At 43.3% G+C, this 21994-nt stretch carries 20 protein-coding genes; 11 read left to right on the top strand and 9 right to left on the bottom strand.

Features of this window, described 5'->3' with window-relative positions:
• Positions 1-140 precede the first annotated feature (140 nt).
• Positions 141-1961, bottom strand: coding sequence for an acyl-CoA dehydrogenase C-terminal domain-containing protein (locus IQ457_RS10315; protein ID WP_191692273.1), 1821 nt, complete (start codon positions 1959-1961; stop codon positions 141-143).
• 469 nt (positions 1962-2430) lie between these two features.
• Between IQ457_RS10315 and IQ457_RS10320 the strand changes: the two genes are divergently transcribed.
• Positions 2431-3582 (top strand): FUSC family protein, encoded by a 1152-nt coding sequence (locus IQ457_RS10320; RefSeq protein ID WP_200663098.1) that lies wholly within the window; start codon positions 2431-2433, stop codon positions 3580-3582.
• Positions 3583-3663: 81 nt separating this feature from the next.
• Here IQ457_RS10320 and aroE read toward each other — a convergent pair whose 3' ends face one another.
• Complete coding sequence (aroE, locus tag IQ457_RS10325; protein WP_200663099.1) at positions 3664-4515, bottom strand: shikimate dehydrogenase; 852 nt, start codon at positions 4513-4515, stop codon at positions 3664-3666.
• 512 nt (positions 4516-5027) lie between these two features.
• Here aroE and IQ457_RS10330 point away from each other — a divergent pair.
• Positions 5028-5717, top strand: coding sequence for a hypothetical protein (locus IQ457_RS10330; RefSeq protein ID WP_323807200.1), 690 nt, complete (start codon positions 5028-5030; stop codon positions 5715-5717).
• 15 nt (positions 5718-5732) lie between these two features.
• Entirely contained in the window at positions 5733-6695 is a 963-nt protein-coding gene (locus tag IQ457_RS10335; RefSeq protein WP_200663100.1) for an aminotransferase class IV, read from the top strand.
• Between the two features lie 6 nt (positions 6696-6701).
• Here IQ457_RS10335 and IQ457_RS10340 read toward each other — a convergent pair whose 3' ends face one another.
• Together IQ457_RS10340 and IQ457_RS10345 are read right to left on the bottom strand one after the other, a co-directional pair.
• Positions 6702-6893, bottom strand: coding sequence for a DpnD/PcfM family protein (locus IQ457_RS10340; protein ID WP_342343313.1), 192 nt, complete (start codon positions 6891-6893; stop codon positions 6702-6704).
• A 122-nt stretch (positions 6894-7015) separates the two neighbouring features.
• Positions 7016-7780, bottom strand: coding sequence for a DpnI domain-containing protein (locus IQ457_RS10345; RefSeq protein ID WP_200663101.1), 765 nt, complete (start codon positions 7778-7780; stop codon positions 7016-7018).
• Between the two features lie 169 nt (positions 7781-7949).
• On the opposite strand from IQ457_RS10345, the gene mltG reads away from it, so the two are divergent.
• The gene (gene mltG, locus IQ457_RS10350; RefSeq protein WP_200663102.1) at positions 7950-9236 is read left to right on the top strand and encodes an endolytic transglycosylase MltG; all 1287 of its coding nucleotides are present in this window, start codon (positions 7950-7952) and stop codon (positions 9234-9236) included.
• A gap of 106 nt (positions 9237-9342) precedes the next feature.
• On the top strand, positions 9343-10059 hold the full coding sequence (tmk, locus tag IQ457_RS10355) for a dTMP kinase (protein ID WP_200663103.1): 717 nt from the start codon (positions 9343-9345) through the stop codon (positions 10057-10059).
• A gap of 100 nt (positions 10060-10159) precedes the next feature.
• Here the strand turns inward: tmk and IQ457_RS10360 are convergent, their stop codons facing one another.
• Complete coding sequence (locus IQ457_RS10360; RefSeq protein ID WP_068405845.1) at positions 10160-12451, bottom strand: cation:proton antiporter domain-containing protein; 2292 nt, start codon at positions 12449-12451, stop codon at positions 10160-10162.
• Positions 12452-13260: 809 nt separating this feature from the next.
• On the opposite strand from IQ457_RS10360, the gene IQ457_RS10365 reads away from it, so the two are divergent.
• The 4 genes from IQ457_RS10365 (at position 13261) to purC (ending at position 17445) form a co-directional block, all read left to right on the top strand.
• Positions 13261-14715 carry a Do family serine endopeptidase gene (locus IQ457_RS10365; protein ID WP_068405843.1) on the top strand — a complete coding sequence of 485 codons (1455 nt, stop codon included), beginning with the start codon at positions 13261-13263 and terminating at the stop codon, positions 14713-14715.
• A 516-nt stretch (positions 14716-15231) separates the two neighbouring features.
• A complete protein-coding gene (dapA, locus tag IQ457_RS10370) occupies positions 15232-16137 on the top strand; it encodes a 4-hydroxy-tetrahydrodipicolinate synthase (RefSeq protein ID WP_068405840.1) in 906 nt (301 codons plus the stop codon).
• A 145-nt stretch (positions 16138-16282) separates the two neighbouring features.
• Positions 16283-16603 carry a hypothetical protein gene (locus IQ457_RS10375; RefSeq protein ID WP_242465414.1) on the top strand — a complete coding sequence of 107 codons (321 nt, stop codon included), beginning with the start codon at positions 16283-16285 and terminating at the stop codon, positions 16601-16603.
• A gap of 128 nt (positions 16604-16731) precedes the next feature.
• Positions 16732-17445 (top strand): phosphoribosylaminoimidazolesuccinocarboxamide synthase, encoded by a 714-nt coding sequence (purC, locus tag IQ457_RS10380; protein ID WP_200663104.1) that lies wholly within the window; start codon positions 16732-16734, stop codon positions 17443-17445.
• A gap of 252 nt (positions 17446-17697) precedes the next feature.
• On the opposite strand, the gene IQ457_RS10385 is transcribed toward purC, so the two are convergent.
• On the bottom strand, positions 17698-18240 hold the full coding sequence (locus IQ457_RS10385) for a hypothetical protein (protein WP_200663105.1): 543 nt from the start codon (positions 18238-18240) through the stop codon (positions 17698-17700).
• Between the two features lie 221 nt (positions 18241-18461).
• On the opposite strand from IQ457_RS10385, the gene IQ457_RS10390 reads away from it, so the two are divergent.
• Both IQ457_RS10390 and IQ457_RS10395 read left to right on the top strand, forming a co-directional pair.
• A complete protein-coding gene (locus tag IQ457_RS10390; protein ID WP_200663106.1) occupies positions 18462-19109 on the top strand; it encodes a DNA-3-methyladenine glycosylase in 648 nt (215 codons plus the stop codon).
• 50 nt (positions 19110-19159) lie between these two features.
• On the top strand, positions 19160-19471 hold the full coding sequence (locus tag IQ457_RS10395) for an NGG1p interacting factor NIF3 (protein WP_200663107.1): 312 nt from the start codon (positions 19160-19162) through the stop codon (positions 19469-19471).
• A 26-nt stretch (positions 19472-19497) separates the two neighbouring features.
• On the opposite strand, the gene IQ457_RS10400 is transcribed toward IQ457_RS10395, so the two are convergent.
• The 3 genes from IQ457_RS10400 to IQ457_RS10410 form a co-directional block, all read right to left on the bottom strand.
• A complete protein-coding gene (locus IQ457_RS10400; RefSeq protein ID WP_200663108.1) occupies positions 19498-19869 on the bottom strand; it encodes a hypothetical protein in 372 nt (123 codons plus the stop codon).
• Between the two features lie 313 nt (positions 19870-20182).
• The gene (locus IQ457_RS10405) at positions 20183-20521 is read right to left on the bottom strand and encodes a hypothetical protein (RefSeq protein WP_191692287.1); all 339 of its coding nucleotides are present in this window, start codon (positions 20519-20521) and stop codon (positions 20183-20185) included.
• 145 nt (positions 20522-20666) lie between these two features.
• On the bottom strand, positions 20667-21344 hold the full coding sequence (locus tag IQ457_RS10410; RefSeq protein ID WP_200663109.1) for a PepSY domain-containing protein: 678 nt from the start codon (positions 21342-21344) through the stop codon (positions 20667-20669).
• Between the last annotated feature and the right edge of the window lie 650 nt (positions 21345-21994).

Genomic DNA, 21994 nt, shown 5'->3' on the forward strand with positions numbered 1-21994 from the left:
TTTTCAATCACTTTCGAAGTTGAGAGTGGGGTTTGATAACTATGGTTCTAGTATCTTCTCTGACTTTATATTAAACATAAAAAAGCGCCTAATGAATAGGCGCTTTTCTTGTTAATTATTTGCTCAATTGTGAAGCAATCTTAGTCTAGGAAAGCAAAGTTATCGATTGCCATTGCCGTCATGCTCTCGCTTGGAGCAACCATACTTTCAGCATGGCCTGAGGTACGCGGTAAGATTTTATCAAAGTAAAATTCAGCAGTTTGAATCTTAGCTTTGTAGAATTCTGGTGACTCAGTGCCGCCTTTTTCAAGCTTGTCATAAGCGACCGCCGCCATGCGCGCCCAGTGATAACCCATCATCACATAGCCTGAGTACATCAAAAAGTCATCTGATGCCGCAGAGATGATTTCACGGTCTTTACGCGCCATCAGCATCAAGCGTACGGTCAAGGTGTTCCACTCAGCACATAGTTTGGTCAGTGCCCAAACGAATTTACGCATGTCTTTATCAAGCGCATACTCGCCGCACCATTTCATAATGCTTGAGGTATAATCACGGATAATTTTACCTTTAGACTGCAAGATGACTTTACGACCGAGTAAGTCAAGCGCCTGTACGCCAGTGGTACCTTCGTACATCGTCGCAATACGGGCATCACGAGCGATAAGCTCCATGCCCCATTCTTTGATATAGCCGTGACCACCGTAGATTTGCTGACCGTGTTTGGCCGCTTCAATACCAAGCTCCGTTAAAAAGCCTTTTAGGATAGGCGTATAAAAGCCCAATTTGTCATCCCATTTTTCAAACTCAGCGTCATCACCATTGGCAACGCCTTGAGACATTTTGTCGGCATAGCGCGCTGAGTGATAAATCATTGAGCGACCGCCTTCAGCAAAGGCTTTTTGGGTCAATAGCATACGGCGTACGTCGGCATGATGAATAATCGCATCAGCCACTTTTTCAGGGTCTTTCGTGCCTGATAGCGTACGCATAGAGCGACGGTCTTTAGCGTATGGCAGGGCGTTTTGGAAAGACAATTCAGTGTGCGCCAAACCTTGAATACCAGTACCGATACGAGCAGTGTTCATAAAGGTGAACATCGCTTTCAAGCCTTTATTTGGCTCACCAATTAAGTAACCAACTGCGTCATCGAAGTTTAAAACACAAGTTGACGATGAGCTGATACCCATTTTGTGCTCGATAGAGCCACAAACCACGCCATTACGCTCGCCAGATTCACCTTCAGCATTTGGCAAGAATTTTGGTACGATGAACAATGAGATACCGCGTGTGCCTTCTGGCGCATTTGGTAGACGAGCTAAAACGATATGGACGATATTGTCGGTTAAGTCATGCTCGCCACTTGAGATAAAAATCTTGGTACCGCTGATTTTATAAGTACCGTCATCTTGCGGGATGGCTTTTGATTTAACCTGACCTAAGTCAGTACCACACTGCGGCTCAGTCAAACACATGGTGCCCGACCACGTACCTTCAACCAATTTAGGTAAATAAATCGCTTTTTGCTCGTCGGTACCGTACTGTAGTAAGGTGTTGATACAACCAGTTGATAGGCCAGGATACATCGCCCAAGGCCAGTTAGCCGTACCCATCATTTCAGACTTAATAAGGTTGATTGACATCGGTAAGTTCATACCGCCGTACTCTTCAGGGTACGAAATACCTTGCCAGCCGCCTTCGACGAACTGGTCATAAGCTTCTTTAAAACCTTTAGGCGTAGTGACCACACCATTTTCAAAATGACAGCCTTCTTCATCCGCTGGCTGGTACAAAGGCGCTAAGACATTTTCAGCAAAGTCAGCAAAGCCTTGCAAAATCATATCGACGGTTTCAGGATCGGCGTTTTCGCCATTGTCTAGGCTTTTATAATGCGTTTGATAGTCAAAAACATCATTTATCAAAAACTTGATATCACGCAAAGGTGCTTTGTAAGTTAACATAGTCGCTCTCTTTGATTATTTCATTAGCATAGTTCGTTAGCATAGACTGTCGGCTCATTAATTGAGCTATGGTTCATGTAAACGGGAGTTTAATTATCTGGGATAAAGGCAGACAGTATCACAGGTCGTCATCTAAGTTTATTAAGAACAGCTTGTCCATTTTGATAACCGTTAAGGCATCCTTGATAAAAAACAGCTGTCGTAGCATTGAGGTCAGTATAAATCTTCTATAGCCACAAATATACAATAGATAACTAATATTCATAATATATTAAAAAACATAAAAATTTAAGTTATAAATATAAATGGTTATTTATTTATAAATAGGCATCAATAAGTCCAACTTTATAAAGAACCATAGTTTTAATATAGGTTGTAGCATAAGTTTCAGTATAGACAGCGGGATAGACGCAAAACAACCGTTAAGTGTATGAGTTGCGTGCCCAAACAGAATAAAGGAACACAATTTATGAGCGCACCAAAGCGCAATTTAGCATACCAAACAGAGCAGAAAAAGACGCCAGTATTTTGGCTAATGGCAGTAGTTGGGCGGTTAAAAAAACTCATCGATGGTGAGCTTAACCATTTATTAACCGTCAACCGTAGCAAACGACCGTGGCACATGCCGATTATCGCTGCAATTACCATTAGTTTTCCGGTATTTGTCGGGGCGTACTTTGATGCTCTGCCGTCTGGTATTAAAGCGTCACTAGGGGCGATGGTTATTTTAAATACCCCGTTAGCAGGTAAGCTGCCGTTTCGTTTGGTGACGGTGATGGCATGGGGGTTTGCGATGTCGCTGTGTTTTGCGCTGGGCCTGATAGCGCAGCAAATTCCGCCATTAAAATTGCCGATATTTACCTTGATGGCGTTTGGTATTGTAATTTTTGGGCGCTACTATCGTCAACCGCCGCCCGCAGGTTTGTTTGTGATGATGGCGGGGGCGATTGCGCTATTTATCCCCCTGCCTTTAGAAGATGTCATGCCGGCCACAGGCTTGGTGATACTCGGTAGTGGTTTTGCTTTGGTGATGGCGCTGCTATATTCGCTGTTTCTATTAGCGACGCGCCCAGCGACACCGACGCCGACCTATAGCTATGAGCCCGATACCATTACGGAGAGTGTGATTGTCGCCGGTTTTGTCAGTCTATCTTTAGTCATCGCGCTGAGCTTAAATTTATCAAATCCCTATTGGGCAGCAGTCAGCTGTTTTTTGATTATCCAAGGTATTCATTTGCGTACCATGTGGATTAAGCAAATCCATCGTTTGCTTGGCACCATGGTTGGCGTTGGGCTGGCGGGATGGATGCTGGCGTGGGGTTTGCCGATATGGGGTGTGGCACTGGCGATATTAAGCTTAATGCTGTGTATCGAAACCTTGGTCGACCGCCATTATGGCTTGGCAGTGATATTTATCACACCGCTGACGATATTCATCGCCGAATACGGTAGTGGGTTGCCGTTTACTGAGCAAGCTTATCAAGAGGTCATTTTAGCGCGTTTGTTTGATACCATGATTGGCTGCGTGGTGGGGCTAAGCGGCGGGGTGGTGATGCATTCGACCGATTTACGCGTGCCGCTGCGCCGGATGGAGAATTGGCTGCTAGCGCGTTTTAGCTAAATTTTTTAGCAGATAAAAAGCTGTATGATTTCTATTCATATGGCTTTTTTAGTCGCGGTTTAAGCTGTTCATTCAATGTACTTATAAACTGTCGATGACTTGCGCAACATCGACTTTATGTTCTGTCCAACGCTCAAAACTTAACGCTGCCTGCCCGATAAGCATGCCATAACCGTCTGACGTTTGTGCGCCGCGCTTGGTAAAATGCTGCAAAAACGGCAGCTCACGTCCATACATCATATCGTAAGCATAATGGCCGTCTAGCTGGTCGCTAAGCGGCAGTGTATCGCCCGATAACCCAATCGAGGTAGCATTGATAATGATATCAAACTCACCGCTTAGCGTTTCAGTGCTACAGGTTTTAATCTGCTGCCTTGCAATTGTCTCACTTGCAGCGTTTAGATCAGTAACTAAATTTGTCGCTTTATTTAATGTACGATTGGCAAGGGTAAGCTCGCTGATACCCGCTTCAATCAATGGCAATATCACCCCGCGCGCCGCGCCGCCTGCGCCGATTATTGCCACACGCGCGCCCTTTAGCGGCCAATCTAAACTTGTCATGTGATTGACCAACCCTTGGCCATCGGTATTATCGCCATATATCGCCTCGGCTATCGGTGTGCCATTTTTTAACAACGTTTTATTGATCAACAAAGTATTAACAGCGCCTGCAACCTTAGCGTGTTCAGACAAGCCGCCACGCGCCGCGCAGCACTGATAAGCTACTTGCTTAAAGGGCACAGTCACGTTAGCACCAACGCCGCCGCCCTGAAAAAATGCCTCAATCACCGCAGTAAAGCTGGCTACATCATCAGGGCAATACTGGCGCTGATAGCTAATCTCTAAGCCTGTCTGCACAGCGAACTGCGTATGGATTTCAGGGGATTTGCTGTGGGCAATCGGATTGCCTATAACGATAAAATGCTGGGTCATAAAGGGTCCGCTGCTTGTAAAGGGTGAAATATAGGCAAAATCAACAGGTGAGAAGTTATCAATAAAAAAGTGGCCGTTTAATTATCTTATGCAATGTCATTTAATAAATCCTACTTATCATAGGGGATAACGTTAACTTTCACAAACCTATACTAAACCAACTAAGCTAAGCCAATTATGCTAAGTCAATAAAAGGGCTAAAAACGGAGCTGCTCATTAGCCAAATAAATCATGCCTTTATCTCGTGAGGTCTTTAACAAATCTGTACTCTGCCGGAGCGGTAAGTGTAAGGTAAAAGCTAGTCAAGTGTTAAGCAGTTGGGTAAACTAGGGAGCATGAAGATTTCAGTCGGCCTTGTGTTACGATGATTAAAAGGCAATATTTAACAATTTGACTGCTACCAAAGCCTATAACCAATAAGTTATATAACTATAAAAGTTTAACAGACATTTTTCGTTATCAGCGGCAGCAAACCCCGCTCGTTAATACCGTTTTTGGATCCCTTTAAAAGTGTGAGTACATTGCCCATGTGGAATAAAAGCCTACAGACCTTGATGGTCAGTACGATAATGGCAGTTGGCGTGTCTTTGAGCGCCTGTAATAGCAATACAGAGAGTGATACTGCCGCCAAAGAAGCAGGCGCTGATAATAGCGAGCAGACCGCCGCTGAGACCTCCAAGGCAGAAAACCCCAATGCCAACGCTGATCTTGATGGCGCAACAGCTGCGCAAGGGACGCCAGTAAAATACGATATCGCCTCGTGGGGCACTGCCAAAGTAACCTCCTTAAGTATCGATGAGCTTAAAAAGATACAATCAGCCTTTGGTAAGGTGGTCAGCACCGACGAAAATAGCTTGGACTATGCCAGTAATCCGGCGTCCAAATATCGCTTTATGCAGGATGATGCGCCGTATTTGGACCTGATTGATTCTGAAAAATACCTCGAGCTTGGCTGGTATTTTGCCAATCCAACCGACTCTGATAAAGAAAAAGAAATCAGTCAAAACCATGCCAAAAAAGCTTATCAGCTGGCGCGTCAATTAATGGGCGATGAAGGCGGCAAGCTGGTCGCTGATATGCTCGGCGGTCAAATCGCCAAAAATAAAACCATCGGCGGTCAAAAAGTAGAGCTGGCAAAATGCGAGTTTTATAGCTGTATGCTAGTGATTAATAAATCTGCTGCTCAAACTGCTGATAAATAAGCGGGGCTGGCCTGAATGTCGCCCAATAGCTGGATATGTTTGCATCCGTCAAATGCTACACAGACCACGGTATCGTTAGACAATCGCGGGTTGGCATACGGTGATGGTTTTTTTACCACTATGGGCGTCATCGATGGGCAGATACTGTGGTTGGACTATCATCAGCAGCGCCTTGTCTCGCATGCGGTAGCCTTGCAACTTCAGCTGGACAGTTTTTCATTATTAACGGTGTTAAAAACACATGCCAAGCAATTACAGCAAGGTATGCTAAAACTTATAATCACGCGCGCCGAGCAAGAAGTCCGTGGCTATGGCTATACACCAAATACTGGTGGCGGCAGTGCGTGCGAGATTTGGCTTAAATCCTCACCAATGGCCATTACTACCGCACGATCGCTGCCACTCGCTAATAATCAATCTATCCCGCTACAACCTACCGCGAGCGCCATTTGCTTATCCTCTCAAATTGCTTGTTTGCCGCCAACGCTTGCTGGACTAAAAAGCTTAAATCGTCTGGATAATGTGCTGGCAAGTGGCGAGCTGAACGCTATCAAAGCTCAGGCATCGCAGGCATTGAAAGAGAATATAAAGCCAAGCATCGCCGAAGGTCTACTACGCGATATAAGCGGGCATTGGGTTGAGGGCACGATGAGTAATGTGTTTTATCAATTAGTAGAAGAGCCAGTCGCAAAATCGTCCAATCGTCCACACTCTCAAAACAACAGCAACAGCAACTATTTAACCCAAGGTCAATGGTATACGCCGTCGATGGCGCAATCGGGCGTTGCTGGCGTGGTGCGGCAAGTGATTATCGATACATTATCGACTAGCAATAACCCCGTTATCATCAGGTCGTTACAAGATGAGGATTTGCTCCATTTAAGCCAGCTATTCTTTTGTAATGCGCTGCGCGGTATTATGCCCATGAGTAGTCTGAGGTTATTGTCGGGTGAAGTGGTGAGTTTTGAAGCGATTTAACTGTATTTAAAGAATATTAAATTTGGTATCAATACAATCATCTGCGTACAAAATAACTTCCTCTTTTTTATACATATCTTGCGCTTTTAATAGTGCTTCTTGCTCGTTCTCTGCGCTAATCTCTATGATGTTACTTAACGTCTCGACAATCTCTATCTGAAAGATTTTCTCTACTGTCTTATCACTTTTTATTATCACTACTCTCAATACTTGCTTGTCAAAATTTCTTTAGGATTTATATCCGCTAGGTTAGCAAAAGTGACTAAAAGAAGTGATCGTCTTTTGTTAAATGTGTAAAAGCTAAAAGATAATAAAAGCGCTTAATATAATTTGTGATAATGCCCACGACCGATAAATTCAATAATGCCTTTATCGCGTAACACTTGTAATTGCTGACGGATTTTATCTTTAATGTGGTTGTTTTCAGGATGTTTGAGTTTTAATAAGTCAGAAAATGCATAAACTTGATTGAGAGAGAAGCTATCTTCTAGGCTATCGATACACTGCCAAACATCTAACGTCCAACCACGTGTCTGCTGTGATTGCTGACGCAAAAATAAGGTTTTTTGAAATTGCTCGGTGACAGTATCGCGTGGTATGACTTGCTGGTCTTTGACCAAAAACACCTTCCCTGATTCAGGTACTTTACGCAAATCAATATTGCAGCCGACCCAGCCAGCGCGTTTGGCAGTGATGGATAACGGCTTGCGTTTAATAATCATGTCCGGTTTAAAAAACTGTTTGGGGATGATTAAAAAGTTATTCACCCTATATTCTGGCGAGTAGGTCAAAAAGAAAAAGCTGGGATTATCCTCGCTATTGATACGCTCAATCATGGTGGCATAAGCACCGTCATTAATCAGGTGGCTCAGTTTTGCCTTTTTACTTTTTAGCTCATATTCCTCGCTACAATGTGCGCAATAAAAATCAGCAACAGGCTTGCCGTTCGTAAATTCAGCCAATGGTTCGGCATTACAATTAGGGCAATAACTTTGCTTAGCGACCCAATCTTCACTGAGCACACGAATTTTTTGCGATTCAGATGTATAGTTTTTGGCAAGACTTTGATTGAAATTAAGGTTCATAGCCGATTTTCTTATTAAAGGAAAAATTCAAAGTGATAAATAAGCAATATGAGTATTACGCCATATAATTTACTCTAACCACCAAGTTAATCGATAAGCTAAGCAAATACCATTGAAAATCGCCCAGTTCAGTGCTAAATTCTAGCAAACTTCTGCCTCGCGAGTTGCCATGAGCAAGCCAACACCTGAAATACCACCTGAACTTCCACATGAGTCGCCAAAAAATGACCATGACGACGCGCTGGAGCAGCCTGTCGAGACGACAGCGCCAGACAAAAAACCTATCATTGACGACGTTAGCGCAGAGGAAGTACCGGCGACAGATATCTCACTCATTAGCGGTGGCACTAAACCGCGCCACTATAAAGCTGATAATCCCTCGTTTTTTATGCAGCGTGGTTATCAGGTGTTATTGGTGCTTGGGCTGATTGCAGCGTTCTTTTTGGTGATGGTGTATCAGACGCTGTTTGGCCGTATTGAGCAGCCGCAGCAGATGGTGACGATTGAGTCGGGTCAGACGTATTATGGGCTATTACCGCAGTGGCAGCAGCAAATACCGCTGTTTTCTGCCACGATTGCCAAGCTTTATATGAAAACGCAAATCGATGGCCCATTGCACGCTGGTATTTATCAATTACCAGAAAACCCTACCTTTGCTGAAGCCTTAGAAGTATTGGGGCAAGGGGTAAAAGCGGCGATGGTCAAGGTACAGATTATCGAAGGCAAAACCTCAAAAGATTTATATCAGGCGCTACGAGATAATAAAGGCATCAAAAAAGAAGTACTGACGGCGGATAGCACGAATGCCAGCATCGCGCAGGCGTTGGACTTGGTTGGCATTTTGCCAGATTCGGTGGTCAATAGTAATGACCCTATCGTCAATCACAATCTTGAAGGCTGGTTTGCGCCTGATACGTATTATTATGGCGAAGGCAGCACCGATAAGCAGGTATTGACCGATTTGTATAAGCGTCAGCAGCAAGCATTGACCAAAGCGTGGGAAAATCGCGACCCTGATCTGCCTTATGACAGTCCGTATGAAGCGCTGGTAATGGCATCGATTATCGAAAAAGAAACCAGCGTGGCAGAAGAGCGTCCTTTGGTCTCGGCGGTATTTAGCAATCGTTTGAATAAAAATATGCGTTTGCAAACCGATCCCACCATTATTTATGGGATGGGTAGCCGTTATCAAGGCAATATTCGCCGTCAAGACATCGATGAAAAGACCGCTTATAACACCTACCAAATCGATGGTTTGCCACCAACGCCAATCGCGCTGCCATCTGCGGCCTCGATTGAAGCGACTTTGCATCCTGCCGATAGCGAAGCGTTATATTTTGTGGCGACCGGTAACGGCGGGCACAAATTTACCAATAGCTTAAATGAGCATAACCAAGCGGTCAAGGAATATCTCAGCGTCATGCGTCAGAAAAAAGCACAAACATCGCCGCCGTAATTTAATCCTTTATCTTTTCTAAAAACCTATCGTGTACTGAGCGTTATGGCGTCATATAGCTATCTATATAACGCCATAACGCTCATCAATGACATAAGGTCATATCATGTCAGCATCCCTACCAGATAAATCAGCGCAAGAAAAATCAGCGCAAATAAACTCGCCTAAACATTATATAAATACAGCGTCCAATCAAGGGCGCTTTATCAGCTTTGAAGGGACCGAAGGCGTTGGCAAGACCACCGCTATCGAGCAGCTTTGCAATCAGCTACAAGCAAAAGGCATCGATTATCTGCGTACCCGGGAGCCGGGTGGCAGTCCGTTTGCCGAGCAGTTGCGTGCTATTTTATTAGACCCTGATACCGAAATTAACGATGATACCGAGCTGCTACTGATGTTTGCGGCGCGCTGTGACCATTTGCAGCAAGTGATTTTACCTGCTCTACAACGTGGAACGTGGGTGATATGTGACCGCTTTACTGATTCGACCGTTGCCTACCAAGGTTTTGGGCGAGCGCATGGCGATAGTACGGTACGCGCTAAAATTGCTATGCTGATTGAGCAATTTGTTGAACAGTTACCAGAGCTGACCTTGTGGCTAGATTTGCCAGTATTAGAAGGCATGGCGCGCGCTAATAAACGCAGCGCTGCTGACCGTTTTGAGCAGCAAGCGACGGAGTTTTTTACTCGAGTTCATCAAGGTTTTAGCGTCCTTGCCAGCGAGCAGCCTGAGCGTATCCAGCGTATTGATGCTCAAGGTAGCGCTGAAGAAGTTAGCGAGCGTATTTGGCAAGCGGTGCAGGAAAAATTTGCGCTAAGCTAAGGTTTTTTAACGTTGTCATTTCTACTTTATATTATCCAAAAAAAGCCCTAACTCAGCAGTTGGGGCTTTTACCGTTTATGGAAAATATTAAAAGATAACTCTAGTCTTTATCTATATCCATGCTGTCAACGTTATCAAGGCTACCACCGCTAGAATCTGGTAAACGATTGGGGTCAAGCGTGCCTTTTTTGGTTTTCGGTGCGCTGCCATTACCGTTGGTATTACTAGAGGTTTTGGTTTTCGAAGTTGCGGTCGAATTATCCGACATGACACCTTTATTTATAGCATTGGTAGAACCATTAGGAGCAGTAGCATCAGACTCTGTTGTTTGCACGTTATCTTTCTTAACCGTCGTGCTTGATACCTGAATTTTATTAGGCGTAACAGTAACGCTATCGGCCTGTTTGTCTTGTACCTTTTCTGACTCGGAGACTTCTGCTACATTGACTTCTTTAGCAGTGGTTAATGCAGTCTCTGACGTAGTGGTATCATTACTATCATCGGTAAGCTCTATTTCTTTACGCTTTTCAGGCGCTTTCGAGCTGGATTCAAAGCTGGCATCTGCCGCCGCGCGTGCCTGCTCTTGTTTTGCCGTTACATCGACCGCTTTTGGTTGCACTTCATCATCGACGACCAATGAAATCAGCTTACGATCACGTGGTACGGTGCCATCGAAATTATCGGTCATCACGTGCAGCTTACCTTCTTTATCGACGGTATAAAGCGGCACAAATTGCTTATTATCGGCTTTGTATTGCTCAAAGCTATAGCTGTCGGTGATGTTAGTGATTTTGATACGCGCTTTTTTCGACAGCATACTGGCAAGCTTGGCATAAGTCACATCTTTACCAAACAACCACTGCGAATGGAAGTTGCCTTGCTTATCATCGCGCTCGCTTTTGACTTTTTCATCACTGAATTTAAGGCGATAGATTTTACGCTCGCCAAACTCATGACGGTAATGAATTTCAGACAAGGTATTCATTTCTCTATCGGTACTCATGGCAAACAGACGCCCAATACCGATAAGGTCTAAGTGATGGTCGGCATGGTCAGAGATAGGATTACCAAAGTAAGTACGCAGACCACTCATACGAGCTTTAGCGATATTGGTATAGTTATTGTGCGCGACGATGACATCAAAACCTTGGTCTTTTAAAGACGTCGCTACCAATAAAGCGATAGGGTTGGAGCCAACGACTAAGATACCGTTGGTTTCAGGCTCACGGACGCCCAAGAAATTACCAACCATTTTGGCGCCCAAACCTTGAATCATTACTGTGCCGATAATGACGAGGAAAACCAAAGGTACGAGCAGCTCAACGCCTTGAATATCATACTCTTGCAAGCGAATGGCAAAAAGCGATGAGATTGCAGCGGCAACGATACCGCGCGGCCCAATCCAGCTAATCATTAGCTTTTCATTGGTTTTTAGATTGGAGCCGATAGACGATGCCCAAACAGACAAAGGACGCGCGACAAACATCACAATCGCGAGCAACACCAAGCCTGCAAAACCAACGCTAAGCAAGCTTGCAAGCTCAACGCGAGCCGCAAGAATGATAAATAATACCGATACCAATAAAATGGTCAGCGATTCATTAAACTCTAAAATCGTCTCCCGCGGGAATTTTGGCCAGTTAGCCAGCGCCACGCCAAGGACGGTGACCGTTAATAAGCCGGACTCGTGCTCTAAATGGTTGGAGATAGAAAACAGGAGCAGTACAAAAGCTAAGGTAAAGACATTACGTAAAAACTCAGGAATCATATGGCGGCGCATTAAAAACGCCAATAACCACGCGCCCGCTAAGCCCATGGCCACTGCCAATACTACAATTTTGGCAAACAGTAAGATACTACTGGCTTCGCCGCCTGAAATGATATATTCATAGACCAAAACCACTGCAATCGCGCCGATAGGGTCAATGATGATACCTTCCCATTTCAAAATATTAGAAATAGTTTTATTCGGACGTACGCTACGCAGTAACGGCATAATGACGGTAGGACCAGTCACACAAACCAGCGCGCCAAATAGCAAAGCAATCAAAGGGTCGACATCAAACAACAGGTAAGTCGATAGCGCCACAATGACAATGGTAATAAGGACACCGACCGACACCAGCATCTGTACCACAGAGCCGTGCTGCTTAATCTCATCAAACTCTAAAGTCAGCGAGCCTTCAAATAAAATAATCGCCACGCCCAATGAGATAAAGGGGAACATCAGCTCGCCGAGCACCAAGTCTGGGTCAAAAGCGCCCAATATCGGGCCAACAATAATACCAATTAGTAATAAAAACAAAATGGATGGTTGCTTTAAATACCAAGCCAACCATTGGGCGGCAATACCAAGCCCAACCACGCCGGATAACAATAAGGCGGTATCCATAAATTAATCCTTTTATAATCTTGTCATATTTTATATCTATTCAGGCGCACTACCAGCGCTGCTAGCGTAAGCCGCAGCAAACGTCGTCTAAATATAGTGTTGCAATATCTGACACCGCTGAGCGCTAAATCTAGCGCTTGTTAATAAAAGCATCAACCACACTATAATCAAAGCACAAGTAATCAAAGCACAAGTAATCAAAGCACAAGTGAGGTTGGCTATCAGTACGATATCGCTGTAAAGACAAAAGCTTTTTAGATCCCTAAGCAGAATCTAAAAAGCAAAAGATGAAAAAATAAGCTGATGATCGCCAATTTGCTAAAATAACGACCTACAAAAATTAACTTTTGTTTGCCATATAGATTATTTGGCTTGTTATCATAACATGGTTTTATTTGACGTATTCTAGAGCAATCTTTGCGCCATTTGATTCTTGGTTGAAAAAGCTTATTAAAGGTAGTATGTCTAGCATGTTAGCAATAAGGCTATCTTTATGATAGAAAAGATAAAGTTTTATACCATAAGTCGAAAATGGACGGTAAACTAACAAGCATTATTCTTTGCAAGTTTGCATTTCCCAAAGTTTAAGATAAACGCAGATAACAAAAGCAAGCGGTAAAATCTCTCAGCCAGCAATGCAAAGACCAATATAAAAATCAATTTTTAAATGTTAGCTTTAGAGGTTAGCGAATGAGTAAACTGAGCTATTATCAGCATAATATATAAATAAAACGCCTAAATTATTATTCATAACGGTCCTATTCAAACCGTTTATAACAATTATAAAGACCCATTATATGGAGGGTAACATGCCTAACAATATGTCTAAAACGTCGAATACAGCCAATTTGAGCCGTTGGTTACAGCAGAGCGCGTTGGCCATAGCGGTAGCCACTACTATGGCGGCAGGTATCAACATCGCGACCGTGCCAACTGCACAAGCGGCCGTTACCACCGCAGATTTTTCGGGCTTGGTACAGCAAGTCACGCCAGCGGTCGCGCGAGTAAACGTCACCAAAACTGTCAGCGAGGCAGAGCTTGCTAAAGCCCAAACGGCTGAGCTATTGCGGAAGTTCTTTGGTGATCGCTTACATATTCCTGACCAAGCAGCGACGCCTGCGATTGAACATGCATATGGCACTGCATTTTTTGTCACCCGTGATGGTTATATGCTGACCAATCATCATGTGGTGGCAGGCGCGGACAAAATTACTGTGACGCTCAATGACAGAAGCGAGCTTGATGCCAAATTGGTTGGCAGTGATGAGCGCTCAGACGTGGCGGTGCTCAAGGTCACGGGGCGCCAATTCCCTGCCTTGCCAATCGGTGATTCTAATGCGCTAAAAGTAGGGGAGCCGGTATTAGCAATTGGCTCGCCCTTTGGTTTCGATTATTCAGCATCGGCAGGTATTGTAAGTGCCAAATCGCGCAATTTTTCCCGTGAAACCAGCGTACCCTTTATCCAAACTGATGTGGCATTAAACCCGGGTAACTCTGGCGGCCCATTATTTAATCAGCGCGGTGAAGTAATTGGTATTAACTCGCGTATTTTTAGTGGCACGGGCGGCTATATGGGTCTGTCATTCTCTATCCCGATTGATGCGGCGATGGATATTTATGAGCAGTTAAAAGATAACGGTGAAGTTGCGCGCGCCTATCTGGGTATTTTTCCGCAAGATATCGACCGGAATTTAGCCGAAGCTTATAATTTAGCGCGTCCGCAAGGGGCATTATTGACGCGCGTTTCACCAGACTCACCGGCGCAAAAAGCGGGGCTAAAGCCAGGCGATATTATTTTAAAATACAATGATGTCTTAATTATGGAAGCCTCCGATTTATTAAACCTGATCAATCGGGCGCGGCCTGACGATATCTTTCGCGTTCAGATTCAGCGTGACGGTAAACAAGCTATCATAACCGGCAAGCTTAGTAATGCTTCCAATGCTATGCAATCGCAAACCGGCGCACAGCAGGCCAACGGCATCAGCTTGGGACTGGCGCTGCGCAATTTAACGCCAGAGGAGCAAATAGAGCTGGCTGCTGATAATAAGACCGGCGTGCTGGTCACCGCTATTGAGCCGACGGGACTCGCGGCGCGCTCGGGTATACTGGCAGGCGACGTTATCACCAATTTGCACCAAAAACCGATTAAAACGGTCAATGATTTTTCTAGCGCCGTGGCATCATTGCCCGAAAAAGGCGTGGTGACGATTGAGATAGTGCGTCAGGGCATCCCAGGTATCATTGGTTTGCGCATTGAATAGCAAAGGATAGCGTGCGTGATTAGCAGCGTTATGAATCGGCTGTCTTTATTGACAGTAATACATATCGTCCGACCATTGCTATGTTGACGATTCGTTAAAATACCTAAAAAGGTTTTATCGCTGCTAACTAGTTACGCTACACTAAGCAATTGCACTACACTAACTATTTAGTTTTCAGGCTTATTTTTTAGGCTAAATAGAGTCGCGCTTAGCATTATGATAGATTGCTAATTTTTCGCTTTATAGAAGTGTTAAGCATGAATTGTTTGATAGCGATGAAGGCAAAATATGCTACACTAGCAGGCGTTTTTATGGCTCTCAGCCAATCAAGTGGCAGCAGCTAAATAGCGTTAATCACGTTAGTAAAATGAATACACAGTATGAACATCACGCAAGGTCTTGCCCTGACGTTATTTTACCAAACCAAACGTTCAGCTCCATAGGGCAGATAGGCACACTTGCAAACGACTTATCATGTGATAGCTTTAATAAAAGCTAGGATATACAGGCACGGTTATGAGCACAGCATACGACGATATTAAAACCCGACTACAAGGCTCAATGGTAGCCTTGGTAACGCCCATGCATCCTGACGGCACGGTCGATTATAAACGTCTGGCAGACCTCATAGATTGGCAGATTGAGCAAGGTACGCATTGCTTGGTCGCTGTCGGTACCACTGGCGAGTCAGCGACTTTGTCCATGCAAGAGCACAGCGATGTGATTCGCTACTTTGTTCAGCATGTCAAAGGTCGCGTACCTGTGATTGCAGGCACTGGCGCCAACAATACGATGGAAGCCATTAAGCTAACCCAAGATGCCGCCGAAGCAGGTGCTGATTGTGCGTTATTGGTCGCCCCTTATTATAATAAACCGCCACAAGAAGGCTTGTTTCAGCATTATAAGGCCATCGCTGAAGCGGTAAAAATCCCGCAAATGCTTTATAACGTACCGGGACGTACCGTTGTAGATATCGCCCAAGAGACCGTTGAACGCCTCGCTGATATTGACAATATCGTTGCTATTAAAGACGCCACAGGTTCGGCTGTTCGCGGTGAGCAACTGATCAGATCCGTTGGCGACAGAATGGTGGTGTTATCTGGTGACGATAGTACAGCTCTTGAGCTGATGCAGTTTGGCGGTAAAGGCAATATTTCGGTGACGGCTAACGTGGCACCAAAAGCTATGAGTGAGACTTTTAGCGCTGGCCTGCGTGGAGATTTTGATGCCGCTCATAAAGTTCATGACGTGGTCAAGCACTTACACCGTGACTTATTTATCGAATCAAGCCCTATTCCTGTTAAATATGCGCTGCATAAAATGGGCATGATAGATACCGGTATTCGTTTGCCGTTGGTATGGTTGGCTGAAAAGCACCATGCGACCATTGATGAAGCTCTAATCCGTGCAAATTTACTTTAGGTTTTTATAAATTTAATAAACATACCGCTTATAGTGGCTCTATAGGTTTCGACTATTAAGTAAAAAAGTTAGACATAGTAAAACTATAAACGCTTTGCCTACATACGCACCAAATAAGCAATAACTGCTAACTCAGAGAGATAATATGATGACAGTATCATCAAACCTTGCAAAAATATTCCCGATGCTAATGACCGTGGTTTTGGGTAGTACGTTAGTGTTGAGCGGCTGCCAAGCGACAAAAGGTCTGTTTGGTAAGCGCGATAATGGTAGCCTTGAGTATCAGCAAAGCAAAAAACTGGCACCATTAGAATTGCCAGCGGCGCAAGAAACAGCGCCATTTGTGCCGTTATACCCAACGCCTAATGCCGGTGCTAATACCTTGAAACTAGAAAATGAGTCAGGTAAACAATATCAGCTGCCAAGACCTCAGCGTACGGTTGCCGTGACCCAAGCAGCAGAATAAACCCCTTTTTCATCCTTATCTATACCGCTGTCTTTTATTATGGTTAAGCATTTTATACCTTAATACAAAGCGCTTGGCGGTCACTGCGCGTTTTTACCACATAAGCTTGAACGAACAGGAACTCCCTCATGCAAAAGCAACAACTGCTCTATAAAGGCAAAGCCAAGTCTGTTTATGAAACAGAAGACCATGATCTGCTGATTTTACACTTCCGCGACGATACCTCCGCACTCGATGGCAAGCGTATCGAACAGCTTGCTCGCAAAGGCGTGGTGAATAACCGCTTTAACGCCTTTATCATGCAAAAGCTGGCTGACGCTGGTATCGAAACCCATTTTGAAAAGCAGTTGTCAGACGATGAAGTGTTGGTCAAGCGTTTAGACATGATTCCGGTTGAATGCGTGGTGCGTAATTTTGCCGCGGGCAGTTTGGTACGTCGCCTAGGTTTAGAGGAAGGTCAAGCTTTGACACCACCTACTTATGAGCTGTTTTATAAAGACGATGCGCTTGGCGATCCGATGGTCAATGAGTCCATCTCTATCTCGCTTGGTTGGGCATCTGAAGCTCAATTGGCGAAAATGAAAGAGCTCAGTCACCAAGTAAACGAAGTGCTAAAAGAGCTGTTTGATGCTGGCGATTTAATACTGGTAGATTTTAAACTTGAATTTGGCGTATTCCATGATCGTATCGTTCTAGGTGATGAGTTCTCGCCTGATGGCTGCCGTATCTGGGATAAAGCGACCAAGAAAAAGCTCGATAAAGACCGTTTCCGTCAATCATTGGGTGATGTGATTGAAGGCTATGAAGAAGTAGCAAAACGTATCGGTGTGCCGTTAAACTAGAAATATAAAATATTTGGTGGTGTGTCAAAAAGTATGCTGATTAAAACTTGAACAATTTTTGAAGCCTTGAAAGCCCTATAGAATCAGAGAACTTAGCATAGATTTCTTATTGACTTCTATCGCCAGCATACTTTTTAGAACACCACCAAATATTTAAAAAATAAAAAACTGAGCCATGCGCTCAGTTTTTTTATGGGGATAAGCATTTTAAAAACAGCTATGTTAAAGACCGCTATGTTAAAAATTGTTATGTTATTTGTCTTTACGCGCTTCTTTAATTTTTTTAGCAGCCATTTCCATCGCATCGGCAGCTTTGTCCGCTAATGTGCCAACCACTTCTTTAGCTTTAGTGGTAGCGGTGTCCTTTAAAGAAGATTCTTTATCTTCGCTAGATTTAGAGTCATCATCTTTACTATCTTTATCCTTCTTATCAGAATCGTCACCATTTTTACTGTCGTTTTTAGCGTCTGATTGATCGTCTTTTTTGGCACCGCTATTGTTTTTATCAGACGATTTATCATTATCGCTATCTTTACTATCGTTCTTGTCCGACGTTTTATCATCTTTTTTGTCATTAGTATTGTCTTGATTAGATGACTTATCGTCTGTCTTAGACTGACTATCTTTTGAGGCGTTGTCCTTTGAATCGTTAGTAGCGTTGCCTTTAGAAGCATTATTACCATTATTAGTGTTGTTATCTTTCATCACTGCGTTTTTATTCGTATCTTTTTCGCTAGCATTTTTATTGCTATCGTTGTTGTGCTGCTTATCATTGTTAGTATTAGAGTTAGTCATTGTTATATCCTTTTGTTTGTATTTTTTAGTGTTGGATGTTTTTAGTTTTTTAACTTTAAAATTGATTGGCGAGTTTTAAGCTTACTATTAGAATGAGTTAACTGTCTGTATAGCAACAGTTGCAATAGGTAATAAGGTCTAACGCTTAGCCGCTTTGAGTGGTTTTTTATGCTAAATTTATATCGTCAATATAAACGCCGCTATAAAAAAGGTTATCTTTGATGTCATTGTACAAATTACCTTATATACAACCCTCCGTTTTAGAACCTAGCTGGTTTGTCCGCCCGACCTGCGTGGTAGCGGCAGATTTAATTGGCAAGATTTTATGCCGACAGCTAATCGATAGTGACGGCAAGCAAAAAACCCTACGGATGCGCATCTCAGAGACCGAAGCCTACATTGGTGAAGGTGATGCCGCTTGTCATGCGCATGCTGGCACGCGCACGCCGCGTACAGAGGTTATGTATAGCGAGGGCGGAGTATTTTATGTCTATCTGACCTATGGTATCCATCATATGCTCAATTTGGTGAGCGGAACGGCAGAGTCGCCAGAAGCGGTATTAATACGCGCAGGGTTTTTGACAGACGATAGCGCGCGCTTAATCGACGAGCAATTACTGAGCGCAGATAAACAGCTAACCGATCCCAAGCAATTTGCAGGTCCTGGCAAGCTAACCAAACAGCTGCAAATTGACCGCGAGTTATATGGTGCGCCTATCATGCCTGCGTCAGGGCTTTGGGTCGAAGACGACGGCTGTCAGCCGCCAGTATCGCTGCGCCCACGTATTGGCATTGATTATGCGGGCGCGGCAAAAGATTGGTTACTGCGCTATGTTTGGACCGACCATCCTTCACTGTCCAAAAAATAGCCAATCTAGAGTTGTTACTAATTTTTTAAAGAGCATGAAAGGGGTAAGCAATGTATAAATTGACAGTTTTTATTCCCAATGAAGCGCTAGAGCAAGTAAAGACTGCCTTATTTACGGCTGGTGCTGGAAAAATTGGTGATTATGAGCAGTGCTGTTGGCAAGTTAAAGGAACAGGGCAGTTTATGCCGTTAGCAGGCAGTCAGCCGCATATTGGCACGCAGGATACACTTGAAACGGTCGAAGAATGGTGCGTGGAGATGGTGGTAGCCGACGCGTATATTAAGCCAGTGATTGAAGCATTAAAGCAGGCGCATCCTTATGAAACGCCTGCCTATGATGTGATTGAAGTATTGGACTTTTAAGATCTTAAATTTATTATCAGAAATGTTCAGTCTTCTTTGATTTTAATCACCTTGTAGCTTGGATAATCAAGCTCAATTTTATAGTCTTTACTGCCGCGGCGAGCTTTTACTTTTATTTTACTGTCGCCTTTTTTATATCTGACGTCTTTGACCCGATAACCCATATTGCTAACCTGATTGGCCGCGCGCTGCTCGATAGCAGGCTGATAAAGCTCTTTATCAATAGACTTGATGGTTTTCTTGTGTTTCTTATAGATTTTAGTATCTTTGTAAATGTCTTCATAAAGGTCACCATAAGCATTGTAGCCGGGCGCGGTGACGCAGCCAGTCGTTATGGACAGTAACGCGGCAATCATACTGCTCGCCGCCGTGGCTTTTAATAACGTATATTTTTTCATAATATTCTCTCATGCTATGCTATTAAAGGTATTGGTAACTCGTCTATATAAGCAAGGTTCTATGCTAAAAACGACACAATAAAAAAATGGTCAACTAAACCAAGGGCTGGCTTATTTGACCAAGGGCATCAAGTCATCAACGATGCCAAAATCTTATCTGTACGTACAAGGCGTGTTCTTAATTGAATCGTACTCATCTAGAATAGCTAAATTTTGTCAAACGTCGTCAAATAACGAGAGCACAGACCCAAAAACCCAAACGCCTAGCCATTAGGCGCTATGCGCTATTTCTATAAATTGTTGAGAGGTTAAGTTACTTGTAGCGATAATGGTTATTATTATAGCGACCATTATTGTTGTAGCGGCTATTATCTTTTTTATGCTTACCGTTTTTATTTTTGTGATGACCGTTTTTATTCTTATGTTTGCCTTTTTTGCTATCGTGGTGAGCATGATTGACTTTATGGCCGCCATTATTATAACGACCATTATTGTTATACTTGCCGTTACCCTGATACGGACCGTTTGGGTAATAAACTCTTTGACCATCATGTCTTGGCGTGACGGTACAACCAAAGGTAGTGCCCAATAAAGCAAGCACAATACCAGCAGAAAAAGCGGTTTTTAAAGTTGAGAAGCTTAATATCTTCATAATAAATATTCCTATTATCTTATTAATTCCTATTACTTATCAGTAATGTGGCGATTACTGGTATTTAATTACTGATCTTAATGTTGCACTACCACAATAACGTTGCATAAGAAAAGCTAACGTATAAAAATGGACTGTTTAAAGATTAGTCTTTTTTAATCTTAATCACATTCAAGTTTGGATAGTCAAGAAAAATCTCATATTCTTGTGAGCCGCGTTTGGCTTCAATCTCGAACACACCGCGGCCGTTCTTTTCATCGAGTTCTACATCTTTAACGCTATAGCCCATTGACTTTACTTTATTGACAGCCCGCTGCTTAATCGCTGGGTAACGAGAATCTCGTTTGATACTGTTTTCGATATCATCGTCTTTATAGCGCTTATTGTTTTTATATTTGCCATGATTTTTATACTTGTCTTTTTTATAATCATCTTTGTCGTAACGGTCTTTATCGTTTCTATCATCTTGCCAAACATTAGAGGAACCTCTTTTGTTTGAGCTGATGAGTCTTAAGTCTGGATAGCTATATTTAAGCTCGTAGGTTTGATTGTTCTTTCTAGCGATGGCAGTAATAGCATGGTTGCCACGATAGTTATCAGAGCGGATGTCCATGACTTGATAGCCTTGACGGCGTAGATTATTGCTTAGAGTCTGGCTAACGCGTTTATAGTCAGCATTGCCGTAATCGCTGTTACCACCATATATTGGGTAATTTCCATAACCTGGATCAACAACGGCACAACCAGCCACCGTTCCTAACAAAGTCAGCGCTAAACCAGCAGATATTGCGGTCTTAAATGAGAAAGCGGATAGAGTTTTCACAATAAAATCTCCTTTGGAGTACTGATGATCTGAATAAGGAACGATTATTTAACAGGGATACTTTTAACAATAGGTGATTGGTAGCTTATAAGCCTGCAAAGCCAATATTTGTTTCTTAATATTGAAATATTTTCTTACATACACATAGTAAGACTTAAAAATCATCTTTCCATGTCTTTGATGTTAATAAGTTGTAAATTTTGCAAATAGTTGCGTAAGCATTCGACACTTTAGGTGACTAGGGCGTTTCTAAATTTGTTCAATATCGCTAACACTTTTAATGACTAATATAGGGAGTACGAAACAATTAAAGATATACGTAAATATTATTTCAAATTTATCAATAACTTAGATTGAGATATTGGCTATCTTAAAATCGACGTAAGCATATGCTTACATGCAATGACGCTTACGCGACTTAACACGTGATGCATAATTTGACACTATACACACACGGCATAAGGGAATGTGACTCAAGGATTGAGTTGACCGTATTAAGGATAATAGTTCAATCGCTAGCATCAGGATGATAAAGGCAATTGGAATAAGGACACATGACCCGTGCTGCAGGCATCTAATGCCAGTAGTAGTCAGAACAAATGGGCAGGATGCCCGGCTATCACAATATACTCAATATCTTGCAAGGATGC

It is taken from the genome of Psychrobacter sp. M9-54-1 (assembly GCF_016613355.1).
Lineage (GTDB): Bacteria > Pseudomonadota > Gammaproteobacteria > Pseudomonadales > Moraxellaceae > Psychrobacter > Psychrobacter faecalis.

Coding starts and splice junctions, on each gene's coding strand:
- IQ457_RS10315 (WP_191692273.1), bottom strand. CDS start 1,961: ATGTTAACTTACAAAGCACCTTTGCGTGATATCAAGTTTTTGATAAAT.
- IQ457_RS10320 (WP_200663098.1), top strand. CDS start 2,431: ATGAGCGCACCAAAGCGCAATTTAGCATACCAAACAGAGCAGAAAAAG.
- aroE (WP_200663099.1), bottom strand. CDS start 4,515: ATGACCCAGCATTTTATCGTTATAGGCAATCCGATTGCCCACAGCAAA.
- IQ457_RS10335 (WP_200663100.1), top strand. CDS start 5,733: ATGTCGCCCAATAGCTGGATATGTTTGCATCCGTCAAATGCTACACAG.
- IQ457_RS10345 (WP_200663101.1), bottom strand. CDS start 7,780: ATGAACCTTAATTTCAATCAAAGTCTTGCCAAAAACTATACATCTGAA.
- mltG (WP_200663102.1), top strand. CDS start 7,950: ATGAGCAAGCCAACACCTGAAATACCACCTGAACTTCCACATGAGTCG.
- tmk (WP_200663103.1), top strand. CDS start 9,343: ATGTCAGCATCCCTACCAGATAAATCAGCGCAAGAAAAATCAGCGCAA.
- IQ457_RS10360 (WP_068405845.1), bottom strand. CDS start 12,451: ATGGATACCGCCTTATTGTTATCCGGCGTGGTTGGGCTTGGTATTGCC.
- IQ457_RS10365 (WP_068405843.1), top strand. CDS start 13,261: ATGCCTAACAATATGTCTAAAACGTCGAATACAGCCAATTTGAGCCGT.
- dapA (WP_068405840.1), top strand. CDS start 15,232: ATGAGCACAGCATACGACGATATTAAAACCCGACTACAAGGCTCAATG.
- IQ457_RS10375 (WP_242465414.1), top strand. CDS start 16,283: ATGATGACAGTATCATCAAACCTTGCAAAAATATTCCCGATGCTAATG.
- purC (WP_200663104.1), top strand. CDS start 16,732: ATGCAAAAGCAACAACTGCTCTATAAAGGCAAAGCCAAGTCTGTTTAT.
- IQ457_RS10385 (WP_200663105.1), bottom strand. CDS start 18,240: ATGACTAACTCTAATACTAACAATGATAAGCAGCACAACAACGATAGC.
- IQ457_RS10390 (WP_200663106.1), top strand. CDS start 18,462: ATGTCATTGTACAAATTACCTTATATACAACCCTCCGTTTTAGAACCT.
- IQ457_RS10395 (WP_200663107.1), top strand. CDS start 19,160: ATGTATAAATTGACAGTTTTTATTCCCAATGAAGCGCTAGAGCAAGTA.
- IQ457_RS10400 (WP_200663108.1), bottom strand. CDS start 19,869: ATGAAAAAATATACGTTATTAAAAGCCACGGCGGCGAGCAGTATGATT.
- IQ457_RS10405 (WP_191692287.1), bottom strand. CDS start 20,521: ATGAAGATATTAAGCTTCTCAACTTTAAAAACCGCTTTTTCTGCTGGT.